Source organism: Planococcus sp. FY231025 (assembly GCF_052078085.1).
In the GTDB taxonomy this organism is placed as follows: Bacteria; Bacillota; Bacilli; order Bacillales_A; family Planococcaceae; genus Planococcus.
This window is the reverse complement of record NZ_JBQJJG010000009.1, coordinates 191420-209211: the sequence shown is the minus strand read 5'-3', so window position 1 is coordinate 209211 and position 17792 is coordinate 191420. Positions and strand designations below refer to the sequence as shown.

The following is a 17792-nucleotide window of genomic DNA, read 5'->3' as shown; positions in this document are numbered from 1 at the left end:
GCTCCTTCCTTTTGCTTGTCCTTATTATAAAAGGGAATTCTTAACAAACAGGAAGGGTCTTTCTGAAGAAATCCTTAAGAAAGCAATTAAGCCCGCCGAAAGAAGGGTATCCATTCAATAAGCGTTTTGACTTGCCTGCAAGGATATGCAATCCTTGTTGATAGAGAAAGATACCAGCTGCTGAAAGGGGGGCGTCGTATGAAGCAGTACGCCATTGTGATTCCAGCTTATAAACCGGATGAAAGATGCACCCATCTGATCCGTGATATTTTGGCGGCAGGGTTTCCTGAAGTGATTGTCATTGATGATGGCAGCGGCGCGGCGTACAGGGACATTTTCGAATCGCTTTCAGCCATTCCCGAAGTGACCTTGTTGAGGCATGCGGCCAATCAAGGAAAAGGACGGGCACTGAAAACCGCTTTCCATTACATACTCAATAACAAGCTTCCCTACGAAGCGATCATCACCGCTGATGCCGACGGCCAGCACCTTGTCTCCGACATGCTCAAAATTGCACGCGGCCTGGAGGAAGAACCGCGCCACGTCGTGCTTGGCGCCCGCGATTTCACCCAGAAAGATGTGCCGTTCCGAAGCCGGTTCGGCAACCGGTTCACCCGCCTGCTGTTCCGGCTTTCGACCGGGACCGTCCTGTCCGATACCCAGACCGGGCTGCGGGGCATTCCTGTCAAGTACTTGGAGCGGCTGCTCGCCGTCTACGGCGAACGCTTCGAATATGAAATGAACATGCTGGCTGCGCTGAAAAAGAATTACATCCCGGTTTCAGAAGTGACGATTGAAACGGTGTACCTCGATGAAAACAAGTCGTCCCATTTCAACCCGCTCCGGGATTCGTTCCACATCTATAAGGTATTCCTGTTCTACGGCCTTTCGGGTGCGGCATCGTTCGGACTCGATATCGGTCTTTACTGGATCTTCATCCAATTGCTGCGCGATGAAGCCCCCGAACTTTTCATCATACTTGCGACCATTGCGGCGCGCGTACTGTCATCATTATTCAATTACTATATCAACCGCAATAAAGTCTTCGGGCAAGGGTCGCATAAATCGTTCATCCGCTACTACATCCTGGCAGCGTTCATCATGCTGGCTTCCGCCGGTTCGGTGCATTTGCTGTACGCCGAATGGCTCGGCCGCGGGGAGGTCATTCTGAAAGTCGGAGTCGACACCGTACTCTTCATCTTCGGCTTCATCGCCCAGCGTGCCTGGGTATTCCGGAAAGAATAAAAAAACTCCGCTTCCCTTTTTATCGGGGAGCGGAGTTTGAGCTTATAGACAGAGGGATATTTATTTTTCTTAATGAATGATCGTGCATTTAGAAGAGTCCATACCCGATCCTCCACTTCAGGCGGACGCGTTCCGCGGGCTTGCGCCGAACTAACTCGGACTGGCGTCCGAGTGGATTTCGGCACTTCGCTATCCCGCAGGAGTCGCCGCCTTCCGTTTCGGATATTAAAGTCAACGGCTTGTACCCAGCATACAAAACAGAATCAGTATCCTAACCTTATCTTTTGATACAGGTGAAGCTCCCGACCGTGCTGGCCGCGAGACTCCTGTGGGACCAGCTCGAGCTGAAGACCCTGGACTGAGCAAAGCGAGGGAAGCGGCTGAAGCCGAGCCCACGGAAAGCGAAGTGGCCAGCCCGGTCGGGCTTATGCTTCCCTATTCATTCAAATTAGACTTCGTCTACAGTCTGAAACTCCGCTTCCCTTTTTACAAGGAAGCGGAGTTTTTGTCTTATCGAAGGCCGAGCAGGCTGTCGATTTCTTCTTTATTCATTTCAAATCCCGTATAGTGCCGGACGAGCTTCCGCTTTCCGAAAAGCCCCTTTTTGTAGAAAGCCAAAAGCGGAACGACCCGATTGCCGGCCAGTTTCTTCATGTCTTCTTCCAATCCTGTGTCCGCACTGACGTCTTTATGTTCATACGGAATGCCTTTGGAAGCCAGATATGCTTTGGCATCCTGACAATCCGAACACGTCGGGCGCGTGTAGAGGACAAGTTCCAAATCGTTGTTCATCGCTATCGCTCCTTTTGTTTTCCTGCTTATGCCGCAGCCGGTTTAAAGCCTTTCAACCGCAGCGCGTTGATCAAAACGGAAACCGAACTGAAGCTCATCGCCGCTCCCGCGATCATCGGGTTGAGCAGTGGGCCGCCAAACAAGAACAGGATACCCATCGCAACCGGGATGCCCATGACGTTATAGGCGAATGCCCAGAACAAGTTCTGGCGGATGTTCTTGATAGTCGATTTGCTCAGCTCTACGGCTGTCAGCACGTCCATCAAATCGCTCCGCATCAGGATGATATCCGCTGATTCCATTGCCACGTCCGTGCCGGTGCCGATGGCAATACCGACATCCGCTTGTGCAAGGGCCGGCGCATCATTGATGCCGTCGCCGACCATGGCGACTTTTCTACCGCCTGCCTGCAGTTTCTTCACTTCATTCGCTTTGTCTTCCGGCAAAACTTCGCTCAGTACCCGCGTGATGCCGACTTGTTTCGCAATGGCTTCTGCCGTCAGCTTGTTGTCGCCGGTCAGCATCGCTACTTCAATGCCCATCGCTTGAAGTTTCTTCACCGCAGCAGCGCTGGAAGGTTTGATGGTGTCTGCCACTGCAATGACGCCGGCAGGCTGCTCGCCGATTGCAACAAACATCAGCGATTTCCCTTCGCCAGCAAGGCGGTCTGCCGCTTCGAGCGCATTGCCGAAGCGGATGCCTTTTTTGTCCATCAGCTTCCGGTTGCCGATTGCTACCGTGCGGCCATCCACTTCCACTTCAATTCCATATCCCGGAACCGCCTGGAAGCCGGTCGCCTGGCCCAGCGCCAAGCCTTTTTCGGCCGCTGCTTTGACGATTGCTTCACCGATCGGGTGCTCTGACCCTTTTTCGGCAGCCGCAGCAAGTGCCAGGAGTTCATCCGAAGTAATCTCATTGTTGGCCCCGACAATATCGGTCACTTTCAATTTTCCTTCAGTGATGGTTCCTGTTTTATCAAAGACAATCGTTTCCACTTTATGTGTCGTTTCGAGCGCTTCGCCGCTTTTGATCAGGACGCCGTACTCAGCGCCTTTTCCGGTGCCGACCATGATGGCGGTCGGCGTGGCAAGCCCGAGCGCACAAGGGCAGGCAATTACCAGCACAGAGATGGCGATCGTCAAGGCGAATACGCCGGTCTGTCCGCCAAAATACCAGGCAGCGCCTGATAGCAGCGCCAGTACAATGACAATCGGCACGAAATAGCCTGAAATGATGTCCGCCAGTTTGGCAATCGGCGCTTTCGAACCTTGGGCGTCTTCCACCAATTTGATGATTTGTGCGAGGGTGGTATCTTTGCCGACTTTTGTCGCCTTATAGCGGATAGCCCCGTTTTTATTGATGCTTGCACTGACAATCGTGTCGCCAGGCCCTTTTTCGCTCGGCAAGCTTTCGCCGGTCAGCATCGATTCATCCACCGCGGTCTTGCCTTCTACGACAATGCCGTCCACTGGCATTCTTTCGCCCGGCTTCACGACCAAGATATCGCCGACCACCACTTCATCGACCGAGATTTCCTGTTCCTGCCCGTTGCGGACGACCACTGCCGTCTTGGGCGCCATGCCCATCAATTTCTTGATGGCTTCAGACGTTTTCCCTTTGGATAACGCTTCAAAATATTTCCCTAAAGTGATCAAGGTCAGAATGACCGCTGCCGACTCGTAATAAAGGTTGTCTGCGTTATGGTCGTTGCTTGCAAACATCAATGCTGTGACCGCCAGACTATAGACGAATGCGGCACTTGTTCCGAGTGCGACAAGCGAATCCATATTCGGATGCCCCTTGAACAAGGTTCTGAAGCCGACTGTGAAGAATTTGCCGCCTAGAATCATTACCGGAATGGTTAAGAGCAGCTGGATCAGCGCGAAATTTGTATGATTGACTTCCGGATCGATGATGGACGGCAAAGGCATGCCGAACATATGGCCCATCGAGATGAGCAGGAGCGGTACTGTAAAGACGGCTGACAGCCAGAAGCGCCGCCACATTTCTTTGATGTGCTGTTCTTTTTTCTCTTTGTCCTCATCCGCCGATTCCTGCGTAGCGGCATCTTCGTGAATTTCATAACCAGCATCGACAACTGCCGCTTTAATTTCCCCGACACTCAACGATGCGGGATCGTATTGGATGGCCATCTTTTCAGTAGCCAAGTTGACATTCGATTGAATAACGCCCGGCAATTTCCGGGTCGCTTTTTCAACCGACTGGACGCAGGAAGCACAAGTCATCCCTTCAACCACGAACGTTTTCGTCACGGTGTCAGTCAGTGCTTTATAACCCGCATCTTCCACCGCTTCCTGTATATCTTGCACGGATACGACGCCTTCGTCGTACACGACTTTCACTTTTTCTGTTGCCAGGTTGACATTCGATTCAGTCACGCCGGGCAATTTCTTGATGGCTTTTTCAACCGATTGCGCACAAGATGCACATGTCATCCCTTCGACATTCAATAATTTTTCCACGATTTTTCACTCCTCTTCCCATTAATGGCAGCTAATCTGATGATGTTCCTTGCACTTGCACTGGCCGGGCACGCAATTGCACGCTACTTCATCCACCGCTTCCGGCGCTTTTGCTTCCAGCGCCTCTGTCAGCAGCCGGATATCTTCATGGCTCAGTTCCGCTTTCGAAATCATTTCGGCAATCGTCTTGCCGACAGCGCGGCTGCAGATTTGGCCGAATAGCCGGTCTGTCGCGCTCTTGACGCTTCCTTCTTCGCTGATCGCCGCGGAATAAATGAATTTATTGCCTTGCGGCTCTGCCAGCAAGACGCCTTTTTTGACCAGACGGCCAATAAAAGTCTTGGTAGTCGCCGGCTTCCAGTCTTTCTTTTCCTGCAGCACTTCGACCACTTCTTTGCTCGTCGCTTGTCCGAGCGTCCAAACAACACGCATGATTTCCCATTCCGAATCAGTGATTTCCACCTTTTCTTCGACAGTCATTTCCTCACGCCCCTTTTCGGTTACATTTGTAATCGTTAACCAAAGTTTACAACTGTAATCGTTTCTTGTCAACCACTTTGTTCCTAAAAAAAACTGCGTTTCTATTCTGGAATTCCAGAATAGAAACGCAGCTTCTTTTATTTCAGCAAATCCGGCTGCAGCTCTTTCCGCGGCGCAGCTGAACGGTACCATTGATAGCAAAGGATGATGATCAACGCCAAATCAACGGCATCGCCGCCGTAATACATCAATAGCGCCCCCGCTTCTCCGTCCGCTCTTGCGACACCGGCCGGCGGATCGGCGTAAATCAGCTTCGCCAAGATTTTATGCCCCGCCAGCGCCAGGACCAAAACGGCCGACCGCAAAATGAACCCATAGCGGTGCGTGGCCACATCGACGTAGATGATGGACATCGTAAACAGATATCCCGCCAAGAAAACATGGAGATGGACGAACGCATACAGCCAGACCGAGTCATGCATCGCTTCGAAAAGGCCGGTCAGATAAAGCGCGTACAACCCTCCGACATTCAAAAGGGCCGCTGCCGCCGGATGGCTGGCCACCCGAAGCGGCCGGCTCTTCAACACCCGGGTCAGCTTTCTTGCTGAAGGAACACTCAATGCCCTTAACAATAGCGTGGCCGGCTTTGCGTAAAGCAGCAGCAGCGGCGCAAGCATGCCAAGCAGCAAATGCCCGGCCATATGGGCCTTGAAATTCGAATGGGCAAGCTCCCCGATCGGCCCGAGGAGCGCTGCAGCTGCCGAAGCGAGCCCGGCATACCAGAATAAATAGCGGCGTACCGGCCATTTCCTGTATTTTTCCCCTGAGGCAACAGCCGCTATGGTGTAAACGACAAAAAGCGCGGCAAGCAGCCATGCCGCGGCTTCCATCCCTCCGAAACCGGGTGCCCCGTGGCCATGTCCTGCCATTCGATCACCCTTCTTCCGCTGCGGACTTTTTCGACTGCATCATCAGAAAAATGCCGATTCCCAATAGAGCCGCCCCGAACAGGTTCCATGCCAAATCGTACGGCAGCAGCTCAACGCCATAACGCACTTGGTGGGTCCGCAGGACTTTGTGGTCGATGAGGCCGTCAAATAATTGAAAGCCGCCGAGCCCTATGAACACAGCAGCCGTCCATCTTTTCATCCAGACAGCGCTTCGCCTTCTGAGATCTGCGAACAGGAACAAGCCGCCAATCGCTGAAAACCAGGCGAACGAATTCAACAAGCCATCGGCGAATATTCCGATCCGCGGTGTTAATAAATCATAGAAATGGTGCCATTGCAGCAATTGATGGAAAATCACTTCATCCACAAATGCCATTAGCCCGATGCCGAACAGAAGGCCGGACCACAGGTTGCGTGAAGCATGCTCCTTCTGAAATCCCTCACGGTTTTGCCTATCCGACCGCTCCGACTGGATTGCCATCCCTTCCCCTTCTTTCTATCAGGTTTTCTAAAAACACACCCTTCCGGAACTTCTTCAAACCCTTTTACCGCCCATGCGCCCAAGCGATGCGGGGGTCAATCTGGCGGCTCATGCGCACCATGACCGGCTCGAAGCCGAGGCGCGGCCAGAAGTATGAAGCCAGGTGATTGGCCGTGCGCCAGTCAGTATAAATAAAGTCAAATCCTTCTTTTTGCAATTCCGCGAAGCATTGGTTTGCCATGGACCGGCCGACGCCTCTTCCGCGGAGATCCGGATTGGTTGATGCCGCCGGCAGCTCGATGCACTTGTCAGGCATCACCAGATTGAACGGATCCCCGTCTTTGTAATAGACATGGAAACCTGCAACCTGTTCCCCTTGTTCCGCAATCCAGACATAGGAATTCTCTTCTTCCGAGATTTCTTCATAGCCCTTTTTCACTTCTTCCATCGTTTCTTTTGTGATGGGGTTCCAGGAAGGGGCAGCGGTCTGGTGGATACTGTTCCACAACGCCATCTTTTTATACAGCTGGACATCTTCCTTAGTGCCGCGCCGGATCTTCAGCGGGGGGTCAGGCACCACTTCTTTCGGCTCGTACTTATCCAGCGGCAACATTGCATATTTCTGTTCAAAATGGAATGACTGGTCGAGCCATTCGGATAGCAGCTTCTGTTCACCGAGCGGCACCATCAGTGCATGGGTGAAATAGCCGTGCTTGATCCATTCCGCTCCGGCATCGGCATAGAGGAGACGGACCAGCCGGGGATGTTCATGTTCGCTGATGGCAATCGATTCATAGTCCATCCAGACGTATCTGCCGCGTTCGGCATTTTCCTTGAATTCGTACAGCAGGTAGCCGATGACGTCAATTCCGCGAACGGCAGCGATGCCTCCGATAAACGGGCGCTCAAGCATCTTCCGGATCACCGCTTCCGCCTCATCGATTTCTTCGAAGCGCGCCGGCAGAAACGGAAAGATCTTCCGCTCCCGTTCCTGGCGTTTGGCAAGCAAAGCTGCCATTTGGCGAATGTGTTTTTCTTCCATGCCCATAAACCGAATCATTGCACTCACTCCTTGGTCTGAAGTTTTACCTCGAGCATATGATAGTTCCCATTTTCCACTTTATCTCCAAAAACCACTGGAACCGGTTCGACAAATATCGGGCCGTCGACGATGACGGTATGAAACTCCCCTTCTTCGCCGCAGGCGTCCACACCACTCGCTTCCAGCTCCTCAATCAGGCTTTCATTGAATTCACGGCCTAGGAAGCGTTTATCCAATCGCTCCGTATCCACGACCGTGATGACCGCCTTAAAGCCTTCCCGGATCAGTTCCAGCAACAGATCTTTCCGCGGCTCCTGCCACAACGGATGATTCGCTTCTACGCCAGCTATGGCGCTGACCTTCTGCACCCAAGCCAAGTGATCTTCCAGATCGATGTCGCCATAGACGCCCATCCCGATGCCTTCTTCTTTGAAGCGCCTCAGCTGACGGATAAATTCTTCCTCATAGCCGGCCCAGTCCGCTTTGCCGATGACCAGCGGCAGGCCCATCCGCTCGGCCTGCGCTTCCATGACCTCGAGCGGGAGCCCGTGCGAACGGGAGCGCGAACCGTCTTTTTCAAACATGGTGAACAGGGCTGCCGGCACGTGGCCAGCCATGACTGCCCGGTAGTACGCGAGCGCCGAATCCTTTCCGCCGCTCCAGGACATAACAAATGTTTTTTGCATATTGCACCTCTTTTTCCGCTTTTCGCTACCTTTCCCTAGTTCGACGCTGGGCCACAAAAAACCTGCGGAACCCGGCAAGATTGCCGCTGCCAAATAAAAAAACAGCTGCAAAAATCTGCAGCTGTGGCTTATTGAGAAAGATATAAAATGCTTTTCTCTTTTATTGATACACCGATATTCCGCAAAACAGCTCCGCTTGCCGCGGGCGAGCGCCAAGCCTCCTCAGGCGCTTGCGCGCCTTGTGGGGTCTCGGCTGTCTCGCTTTCCCGCAGGCGTCTCCGCTGTTTTGCTCCATATCTCAAAGAATTTTACTCAACTAGATACATTCCCTGGATATTTCTCTGATAGTAGCTTATCCAGCGCCGGCGCGTCCAAGGGCTAGGCGAAGCCAGGAGACGAATGTACTTCTCGGCTCATGGCGGGAGCCATGCCCAAAGCGACCGAAGCGGTGTGAAAATTTTGTTTCTCGATTTTACTTATAAAAGATTTTTCGACAGCTTGAGCAGCTGCAGAAAATCTGCAGCTGCCCATTCAAATCATTTTCCTACCATATTCTCCGGACGTACCCATTCGTCGAATTGGTCAGCCGTCAAATGTCCGCTCTTCACTGCAGACTCTTTCAGCGTTGTGCCTTCTTTATGTGCCTGTTTCGCAATCGCTGCCGCTTTTTCGTAGCCGATGTGCGGGTTCAGAGACGTAACGAGCATCAATGAATTGCTCACGTGGTTCTGGATCACTTCAAGGTTCGCTTCGATGCCTACTGCGCAGTTGTCGTTAAAGCTGATCAAGCTGTCTGTCAACAAACGCACCGACTGCAGGAAGTTGTATGCAATGACCGGTTTGAAGACGTTCAACTCGAAGTTCCCTTGGCTCGCTGCAAATCCGATTGTTGCGTCGTTGCCCATAACTTGAGCAGCAACCATCGTCAATGCTTCACTTTGCGTCGGGTTGACTTTCCCTGGCATGATCGAGCTGCCCGGCTCATTTTCCGGAATCGTGATTTCGCCAATGCCGCTGCGCGGACCGCTTGCCAGCCAGCGAACATCGTTGGCAATCTTCATGGCGTCCGCCGCAAGCGCTTTGATCGCACCGTGCGTGTAAACCATTTCGTCATGGCTTGTCAGTGCATGGAATTTGTTTTCAGCAGATGTGAATGCAGAGCCGACTGATTCTGCGATGAACTCCGCAACAGACGGGCCGAATGTCGGGTCCGCGTTGATGCCTGTGCCGACTGCTGTTCCGCCGATTGCGAGTTCACGCATTTCTTCAACGCTTGCACGGATCATGCGCTCGCTTTTCTCGAGCATGTGCCGCCAGCCGCTAATTTCCTGGCCAAGCGTCAAAGGCGTTGCGTCTTGCAGATGTGTGCGTCCGATTTTGATGATGTCGTCGAAACGCTTCGCTTTTTCATCAAGCGTCGCTTTCAGTTTCTGGATGGCCGGAACCAGGTTTTCCGTTACGGCTAAAACGCCCGCTACATGCATCGCTGTCGGATATGTATCGTTCGAGCTCTGCGACATGTTGACGTCGTCGTTCGGGTGAAGCTTTTCTTCTGACGATTGCTCCGCCAGGATTTCGTTTCCGCGGCGTGCCAGAACTTCGTTCATGTTCATGTTGGACTGCGTGCCGCTTCCTGTCTGCCAAACCACTAGCGGGAAGTGGTCGTTCCATTTGCCTTCGATCACTTCGTTCGCTGCCGCTTCGATTGCTTTCATCTTCGCTTCGGAAAGCTTGCCGAGTTTGTGGTTGGCTTTCGCTGCCGCTTTTTTCAATTGGGCAAATGCCATCACCACTTCATGCGGCATGCGCTCGGTGCCGATTGCAAAGTTCTGGAGGCTGCGCTGCGTCTGCGCTGCCCACATTTTGTCCGCTTCTACCTGAATTTCGCCCATCGTGTCTTTCTCTGTACGATATTGCATTCCATTCACTCCAATTCGTATGTCGTTATGTAGCCTTCTCTTCTATTAAACACAAGGAGGCCGAAAAAAGCGACCTTTCCACTCAAAAAAAACGCTAGTTCTGCCCCTGGAAATACCCTTCGATGATTTCTTCATCCGAGTGCGGCACGAATTCCCCGCGCACTTTCTGCGCTCCGTTGATGCAGCCGCTTGACAGCAGGACAATATCATCCGGCCCGCTTTCTTGCAACGCGGCCATTACGGCCTCTTTGCGGGTAGGCGCCGTCACTACTTGCTGCTTATAAGGAACTGTGAACCCTTTCAGCACTTCATTGACTACGTCTTCCGGGTCATTGAAGTCCGGATGGTCGACTGTGACGATGATGACGTCCGCCTTCCCTTCTGCCGCTTTCGCCATTTTCGGCATCTTCCCGAAATCCCGGATGCCGATCCCGGCAATCAAGGCAATCAGGCGGTTATGCGGCAGCTTGCCCACTTCCCGCATGACTAGGTCAAGCGCCACTGGCGTATGGGCGTAATCCAGGATGATCTTCCGGCCCTCGGGACCCGGAATCACCTGGAACCGTCCTTCGACTTGCGGCATGCGCGGCAAGACGCTAAGGATATCTTCCATCGAGGCGCCGGACAACAAGGCAGCCGCAATGGCAGCCGTCAGATTGCCAGCATTGTATTCGCCAAAGAGCGGCACTTCCACTCCGAATACCTGATTGTCGTAGCGCAAGTCGAAACGCATGCCGGAACCGCTGCTGTCCAGGTTGCCCCAGATCAGATCCGCTCCAGAATCGGCAGACCGGCTGTAGCTGAGCGCAGGATAATCGACTGCCGCCAAAATCTGTTCAGCCATACCGTCGTCCAGATTGACCACTGCACTTTTCGCCTGGGCAAACAGCAGCAATTTGCTGTTCAAATAATGCTCGAATGTCTTGTGGTATTCAAGGTGTTCCTCGGAAATATTGGTGTGGATGGCAACATCGAAATCGATGCCTTCGACGCGTTTTTGGTCCAATGCAATCGACGATACTTCCATCGACACCGCTGCGTCACCATGGGATACCAACTGCGAAAATATCTGGTGAATGTCCGAAGAAATCGGTGTGGTGGGCGTGCTTTTTTTATAAGGGAATTTCCCGTCCGAATTGAAGACGCCGGTCGTTCCGATAAATCCGCTGCGGATTCCGAGCAGATTGAACAAGTTGTAGACATAGGTCGCTGTGGTCGTTTTGCCGTTCGTGCCGGTGACGCCGACTTTGATGAGCCGATCTTTGGCATCTTGGAAGAAAAAGATCGACGCGTAGGCCAGCGCACGGCGTACATCCGCTACAACGATGAACGAAATGCTGTGGTATTGCCCGGCATATTGCGCCAATAACTCCGCATTGGACCCAATGATGGCAGCCGCCCCCTTTTCGATCGCTTCCGGGATATAGAGATGGCCGTCTGTATTTTCACCGGCCACACAGAAGAACGCAGCACCGTTGCTTACGTCATTGGAATTATATACAAGAGAACTGATTGTTTGTTCTGCTGGACCAAACTGTTCTATGATTGGAAAATCTGGAATGTGGTCGAATTGCATATTCATTGAGCACCTCTTAACGTAAGAATAAGTACGGTTTCATGGATTCTTCTCTACATAAGACTCGTGTCATTATTCTATCATTTCCCGATAGGCGCGGAAACCGTTTAAGAAAATCTGCCGTATTTTTTTGTGATTCTTTAGTCATAAGCCCTTTTTAACCCATATTTTTACAAAAATATCAAAGAAAAGCCGGCAATAAAAGCGATAATGCTTTTTTGCCGGCTTTCCCTTATTTGATTTGCTGTTCTTTTGCATCTTTGTCTTTTTCATTCAGCTCGTAGCGCAATTGCTCGAGCGCCGGAGCATAATCCGATTTCCCTGTAAGATTTTCAAGCATTTCCTTTACATCAATGCCTGATGACTCTTTCAGCGTTTCCTGCAGCGAAGACATTAAGTTCGTCGCATAAGAAGTCACCCGGTTGGCGCCGCCGCCTTCTCCGCCGCCCGTATCCACAACGGTGATCTTATCGATATTGCCAAGCGGCGCAGCAATCTGCTTCGCATATTCCGGCAACATATTGACGATCATATCAAGCGTTGCAGCTTGGCCGTACATTTCAAACGCTTCGGCGATTTTGCGTTTCGCCTCCGCTTCCGCAAGACCTTTCAAGCGGATAACGTCCGCCTCCGATTCACCTTGTGCGCGCTGCGACTCAGCTCTCGCCAGGCCATCCATGCGGATTTTCTCGGCATCGGCTTTTGCCATCGCTTCCACGCGGTATTTCTGTGCATCAGCATCTGCCAATTGCTTGGACTTTTCTGCCGCTGCTGCCTGCTCGACCGAGTAGCGGTCCGCATCCGCTTTTTTCTTCACTTCGGAATCATACTGGCGCTCACGGCGCTGAATTTCTTTTTCTTCCAGTTCAATCTGCTTCTGGCGCTCGATGATGCGGATCTGCATTTCCTGTTCCACAACTTCCTGCTTCGAGCGGGCCGTTTCCAGCTCATACGCTTGGTCAGCACGTGCTTTTGCGCTGTCCTGCTCACGTTTGTATTCAGCTACTTTCAATAAATTCTCTTTTTCCGCTTCCGCGATTTCCGTGGCACGCTCGATTTCAGCGCGCTGCGCGTCTTTTCCGGCTTCCGCCCGTTTGATCCGCGTCTGCATTTCCGATTCTGCCGTCGCAATATCGGCATCGCGCTTGACTTGTGCTATCCGTGCTTTACCAAGTGAATCCAAATAGCCGTTTTTATCACGGACATCCTTGATAGTGAACGATACAATGATCAAGCCCATTTTCGCCAAATCATTGGATGCGACGCGCTGCACTTCCTGAGAGAACTTGTCGCGGTTTTTGTAGATCTCCTCTACTGTCATCGAGCCAAGAATCGACCGCAGATGGCCTTCAAGCACTTCTTTCGCTTCATTCTCACGATCTTCTTTCGATTTCCCTAAAAATTGTTCTGCCGCTGTTGCAATTTCCGAGATCGAGCCGCCAATCTTGATGATGGCTGTCCCATCGGCCATGACCGGTACGCCTTGTTCCGTATAGACTTCCGGCGTCGTCACTTCAAGTTTGCTTGATAACAAGCTGAGCGGCGCTGCCTGCTGGAAGACCGGCAGCAGGAACGTCCCGCCGCCTCGAATGATTTTAATGCGGTTTCCAGAGTCATCCGTATGGACGTTCTTCGAACCAAGGTAGCTCCCTGTTACGATCAGCGCCTCATCTGGCCCTACCGTCTTGTATTTCGTAATGTAGACGCCCACTATTGCTAAAATAATGAACGCTGCGACTCCTATTGCAATCCATGTCATTTCCATCTCATTTCCCCCTATTTTTTATTTTATGGACATTGGTTCATAATCCCGGACATACAATGTGCCGTCAGCCACTTCGATGATCAGGACGCTTTTGCCATGCTCGATCGCTTCGTTGTCATAGCCGGTGGCGCGTTTGGAAATGATGCCTCCGTAAGTTTCGATGACCACCTCGCCGAAGCCGTCCACCGGGATCGGTGTGATGACCTTGGCGACTTGCCCCGCAAGCGACTCATCGGTGTAGGCGATGGACGATTCCGCCGAAGCGAGCGGCACCAGGACGAAGAAGTAAAGCAAGAGGTCCAGGAAGAAAGCCGCTGCCGCTGCCGCCATTAGGATGGCAGCGCTGCTCCAATCCGTAGCCGCCTCGAGCAGATAGCCGCCGGCTGACAGCAAGGTGAAAAAGGCTAGCAGGACAGCCGGGTTCAAAAACGGCACTCCGTCCCCTGCATCCGCTACATCCCCGAAAAAGACGTACAGCACGGTCAGCGCCCCGGAAAAAATCAGTATGTACATATATAATTGCTCCATCGACAACCCGAATACTTCCATTTCCAGAACCTCCCATAAGAGTATGTCTTTCTCTTGTCTTATATACGGTCCACTTGCCATTAAGTTTCAGAATTATTGAATAAAAAATAAAAACCTGGCCATTAATGGACAGGTTTTGCAAATTGAAGTTCATGGAAGCCTTTGGCGATTAGGATGCCGATTCCGACGAAGCCGTCTGCCAGCAATTCCTGCTGCTTTTCCAAGTCGTCGATTTTGGCCGATGTATAGCCGGTGTATTCCGGCGCGGCATCCTGCAGATCCTTCACCAGGATATAGCGCAGCATGCCGTCGTATTTCTCTTTCAAAGCGCCGATATGCATCCCTTGTGAAAACTTGTCTTTCAGGCTCGGGATATTCAGCGGTGCGACTGTGCAGCACACATACCGGAAACGCCCTTCAAGATTCGGCAATTCTTTCATGATCACGTCCGCCAGCTTTTGCTGAAGCCGGTTTCCGCGGTATTCCGGCAATACGACCGAAATTTCCTGGTAGATTACATGGGGCAAGTCTTCTTCCGGGAGGCCCAGGTCATAGCCGAGATGTTCTGCATCGATTTCCGGCACCAGCAAGGCACGGAAACCGATCAGCCGATCTTCGGCATACGCCCCGACCAGCAGGCCGCGTTCGTTCAAAATGAACAGAAATTCCTCTGTGCTCAATGGCTGAAGCGTTCCTTTGTCCGGAAGCGAATCGATGACGTGCTGCTGGATTTTTTCGATTTCCGGCAGGTCCTCTAGATACAAGCGCTTCATATTCAGCGGCTCTTTCTTGCTGAGCGCCTGGTTGGTAATGGTGCCCTCATATAGATTGTTCATGGCGCATTCTCCTAATGGTGGGATTTCATACGTTAAGAATAGCATGTCTTTTCTAGGCCCGGGAGGATTTTTTTATTGTTCCTTTTTCCTGCGGTTCTCCCGCAGCCCTGACAGGAAACCGTCAATCTGCTCTTTGCTCGCGAGCAATACCGGCCGGTAGCGGGGATCCATCTCCTGGAATGCCGCAAGGCGCTGCCGCATCTCCGTTTTCCGCCTTCCATAGGTAGTGATGATGAATTTCAGGAATTCCCATTCCATCCTCTCCGGACAGCCTTCGCCCATATCGGGACGGGTCCGGCCGATATTCGTCAGCCAGCGCTTCAACACCCGGTACAGGCAGACCCGAAGCGGCAGCTCTAAATAAATGAGGGTATCCGCCCGAGACAGCCGGAGGTCGATGGTTGAAGAGTAATTGCCTTCAATGATCCAGGCGTCTTCATTGACTAGCCCTTCAAGCGCTTCCCTGAATTCGTTTTTATCCGCCTCGACCCACCCGGGCTTCCAATGATAGCGGTCTAAATGATAGACCGGCAAACCCAATTCCTCTCCGAGCGCTCTTGCAAACGTCGACTTTCCGACGCCTGCTGAAACTCCGACAACCATGATTCTCCCCATTCTTTCCATCCCCTTTTTTTCAGCTGGGCAAGCCTTGTCCCAACTGCTTTTCCCTAGACAATCCGAATAGTTGATTATACAATTTCAGCTTTTCGCTTGCAATATGAAAATGACCGTGTTATTCTAAGGAAGAATTATTTTTGTTCGGATAACTTTTAACAAAGTGTCAGATGTTCATCTGCAAGATTTGAGCAAGGATAGTAATACAATGTATGCATATGCATACGAGGAGGAAACACACATGGAACAAGGTAAAGTAAAATGGTTTAACTCAGAAAAAGGATTCGGCTTCATCGAGCGCGAAGGCGGCGACGACGTATTCGTTCACTTCTCAGCTATCCAAAGCGAAGGATTTAAATCTCTTGACGAAGGTCAAGAAGTAACTTTCGACATCGAGCAAGGCCAACGCGGTCTTCAAGCTACTAACGTTCAAAAAGCTTAATTCTAAGCTACCTATTTCAGGCTCTTCTTCGGAAGAGCCTGTTTTTTTATGCACAAATAAAAGCGCAGCCCATGCAGGCTGCGCTTTTTTCATTGTCCAGTTCCGGCATCCAGATTTCTTTATTGCGTGGGATTCAGTTGGAAATAAAGCTGGAACCCCAGGAAGATCAATATGATGGCGAGCAGCGTGCCGCCTAAAATAAAAATGGCTATTTTCTTTCCGTCCATGCTTTCACCTCATTCAGCAAATTTCAAAGTTTCATTTTTTCTTCAATCAATTTCATCGCTTCAAATGCGCCTTCGCTTTTATTCGAAAGGACCGACAGCGTCGCCCCCTCGTTCGGATAATAGCCGGATTGGAAACTGACCCCCGGGTCATACCCTGTGACGAAGTACTTGGATGGACTCCCGCTGCCTCGCCGAATCCATAGCCCGTAGCCGTAATCGTTGTGTTCCCCGGACGCGTGGGGATGCAGCAAGGTCTTCAGCATTCCCTCGGACAAAAGCGTGCCGTCCATCAGCCGTTCCCAAAAAGCCGACATATCGCCGGCTGTGACAAATGCACCGCCGTCTGGTCCTCCTTTGACCGGGATGGCGTACTGGTTCGTGCGCCAGGATTCCCCTTCATCAATATAGCCGTTTGCGGTTTCAGCGGGCAGCTGATCGAGGCGGAAATAGCCGGAAGCTGCCATCCCTGCTCTGGCAAAGATTTTTTCTGCAACGACTTCATCAAATGGACGGCCGGTTATTTTTTCCACGACCAGCCCCAATGCGATAAATCCTGCATTGTTGTAGTGGAAGCGTTCACCGGGGCTGAACATCATCGGTTTGTCCCGGAACAGCGGCACAAAATCGGCCGGCGACTGCATCCTATACATCGGCTGCTCTGCCCAGACCGCTTCAAAACCGCCTTCCGCTTCTTCATCGAAATAATCAGGAAGCCCCGATGTATGGGTGAGCAGGTGGTGGATGGCCGCCGGAAAGTTCGGAAAATGGTCCGGCAACAGCTCTGAAAGCTTGGTGTCAAACGAAAGCAGGCCTTCTTCAACAAGCTGGCAGACGGCGATAGCCGTGAAAATCTTGCAGCCAGATGCAATGCCGAACCGGGTGCCAAGCGAATTCGGCCGTTCGTTTGAACGGTCGGCGTACCCCTTGGCAGCTGCCCAGGCTTCATCCTTTTTCAGCAGGACCACACCGGAAAACGCCATGCCCTCAAGACCGTCTGAAATCGGGTCTTCCGGCCGGGTTTCAAGCAGATCCCCTTCTTCGTCAATCTCGATTTGCCGGCCGTCTTGCAATTGGATTGCCAATGGATGGACTTCACTCTTGTGCTTTGAGAAATACCACACCCGTTTTGGCGCCACAAGCAGGATAAATGCATCGCCTTGGCCGAGGAAATTCAGCGCCTTCGGTTCGATGCCTTTATTTCCCCGGACCGGGATGTCCATCGCTTCGAGCTGCTCGCCGACCTTTTCGACAAACGGGGTCGTGATGCTGACTTCGCTGATGTTGAGGAGCGAGTCGATCGTGAAGTCGCCCATCCGGTCCACGTTGCGCCGTGCTATGAACTCAATGATGTTGCCGGCCGGGTCTTCAAAATAAAAAGCATCCGCGTTGAAATTGGCGTAGAAGATTTCGTCCATGCCTTCCTGGCGGTTCAGCGTCACACGGGAACTCGCCCAGCTTTTGGCGAGTGTGAACTGGTTGCCGGGAATGTTGAAGGCAAAATGGTAGAACGCACTGCGGCCGGCTCTCTTAAAGATCAGCACAGATTCTCCGATTGCGAGCGTAAAGCTCGCCTCGTCCTCTTCTACAATCCGGAACCCGAGCTGGTATTCATAAAACCCTTTCATCTCTTCCAACCGATCGGTGTATAAGGTCACTTTCTTGAACATGCGATCACCTCTTGCTTTAAGCATACCGAAAACCGGTGTTTTTTTCCTCTTTTTTCAT

At 51.9% G+C, this 17792-nt stretch carries 16 protein-coding genes; 2 read left to right on the top strand and 14 right to left on the bottom strand.

Annotation, left to right across the window (positions count from 1 at the left end):
- The first annotated feature begins 198 nt into the window (after window positions 1-198).
- Window positions 199-1245, top strand: a complete 1047-nt coding sequence (locus ACTL32_RS14610) for a glycosyltransferase (protein WP_441342184.1) — start codon at window positions 199-201, stop codon at window positions 1243-1245.
- 510 nt (window positions 1246-1755) lie between these two features.
- On the opposite strand, the gene ACTL32_RS14605 is transcribed toward ACTL32_RS14610, so the two are convergent.
- From ACTL32_RS14605 to ACTL32_RS14545, 13 genes are all read right to left on the bottom strand, one after another.
- Complete coding sequence (locus ACTL32_RS14605; RefSeq protein WP_441342183.1) at window positions 1756-2037, bottom strand: glutaredoxin family protein; 282 nt, start codon at window positions 2035-2037, stop codon at window positions 1756-1758.
- 26 nt (window positions 2038-2063) lie between these two features.
- Window positions 2064-4523, bottom strand: a complete 2460-nt coding sequence (locus ACTL32_RS14600) for a heavy metal translocating P-type ATPase (RefSeq protein ID WP_441342289.1) — start codon at window positions 4521-4523, stop codon at window positions 2064-2066.
- A gap of 18 nt (window positions 4524-4541) precedes the next feature.
- Window positions 4542-5000 carry a CopY/TcrY family copper transport repressor gene (locus ACTL32_RS14595; protein ID WP_441342182.1) on the bottom strand — a complete coding sequence of 153 codons (459 nt, stop codon included), beginning with the start codon at window positions 4998-5000 and terminating at the stop codon, window positions 4542-4544.
- A gap of 137 nt (window positions 5001-5137) precedes the next feature.
- Window positions 5138-5929 (bottom strand): cytochrome c oxidase assembly protein, encoded by a 792-nt coding sequence (locus ACTL32_RS14590; protein WP_441342181.1) that lies wholly within the window; start codon window positions 5927-5929, stop codon window positions 5138-5140.
- Window positions 5930-5933: 4 nt separating this feature from the next.
- A complete protein-coding gene (locus ACTL32_RS14585; protein WP_441342180.1) occupies window positions 5934-6431 on the bottom strand; it encodes a DUF2243 domain-containing protein in 498 nt (165 codons plus the stop codon).
- A 64-nt stretch (window positions 6432-6495) separates the two neighbouring features.
- Window positions 6496-7491, bottom strand: a complete 996-nt coding sequence (locus ACTL32_RS14580; RefSeq protein WP_441342179.1) for a GNAT family N-acetyltransferase — start codon at window positions 7489-7491, stop codon at window positions 6496-6498.
- Between the two features lie 5 nt (window positions 7492-7496).
- Complete coding sequence (locus tag ACTL32_RS14575) at window positions 7497-8159, bottom strand: diphthine--ammonia ligase (protein ID WP_441342178.1); 663 nt, start codon at window positions 8157-8159, stop codon at window positions 7497-7499.
- Between the two features lie 536 nt (window positions 8160-8695).
- Window positions 8696-10078 carry a class II fumarate hydratase gene (fumC, locus tag ACTL32_RS14570; RefSeq protein WP_441342177.1) on the bottom strand — a complete coding sequence of 461 codons (1383 nt, stop codon included), beginning with the start codon at window positions 10076-10078 and terminating at the stop codon, window positions 8696-8698.
- A gap of 94 nt (window positions 10079-10172) precedes the next feature.
- Entirely contained in the window at window positions 10173-11660 is a 1488-nt protein-coding gene (locus ACTL32_RS14565; protein WP_441342176.1) for a UDP-N-acetylmuramoyl-L-alanyl-D-glutamate--2,6-diaminopimelate ligase, read from the bottom strand.
- A gap of 226 nt (window positions 11661-11886) precedes the next feature.
- The gene (locus ACTL32_RS14560) at window positions 11887-13419 is read right to left on the bottom strand and encodes an SPFH domain-containing protein (protein WP_441342175.1); all 1533 of its coding nucleotides are present in this window, start codon (window positions 13417-13419) and stop codon (window positions 11887-11889) included.
- Window positions 13420-13437: 18 nt separating this feature from the next.
- Window positions 13438-13968, bottom strand: a complete 531-nt coding sequence (locus ACTL32_RS14555; protein WP_441342174.1) for an NfeD family protein — start codon at window positions 13966-13968, stop codon at window positions 13438-13440.
- 101 nt (window positions 13969-14069) lie between these two features.
- Window positions 14070-14783, bottom strand: a complete 714-nt coding sequence (locus ACTL32_RS14550) for a hypothetical protein (RefSeq protein WP_441342173.1) — start codon at window positions 14781-14783, stop codon at window positions 14070-14072.
- 72 nt (window positions 14784-14855) lie between these two features.
- On the bottom strand, window positions 14856-15398 hold the full coding sequence (locus ACTL32_RS14545) for a topology modulation protein (protein ID WP_441342172.1): 543 nt from the start codon (window positions 15396-15398) through the stop codon (window positions 14856-14858).
- A 241-nt stretch (window positions 15399-15639) separates the two neighbouring features.
- Here ACTL32_RS14545 and ACTL32_RS14540 point away from each other — a divergent pair, with 241 nt between their 5' ends.
- Window positions 15640-15840 carry a cold-shock protein gene (locus ACTL32_RS14540; RefSeq protein ID WP_006830093.1) on the top strand — a complete coding sequence of 67 codons (201 nt, stop codon included), beginning with the start codon at window positions 15640-15642 and terminating at the stop codon, window positions 15838-15840.
- A gap of 250 nt (window positions 15841-16090) precedes the next feature.
- Here ACTL32_RS14540 and ACTL32_RS14535 read toward each other — a convergent pair whose 3' ends face one another.
- A complete protein-coding gene (locus ACTL32_RS14535) occupies window positions 16091-17734 on the bottom strand; it encodes a serine hydrolase (RefSeq protein WP_441342171.1) in 1644 nt (547 codons plus the stop codon).
- Window positions 17735-17792 lie beyond the last annotated feature (58 nt).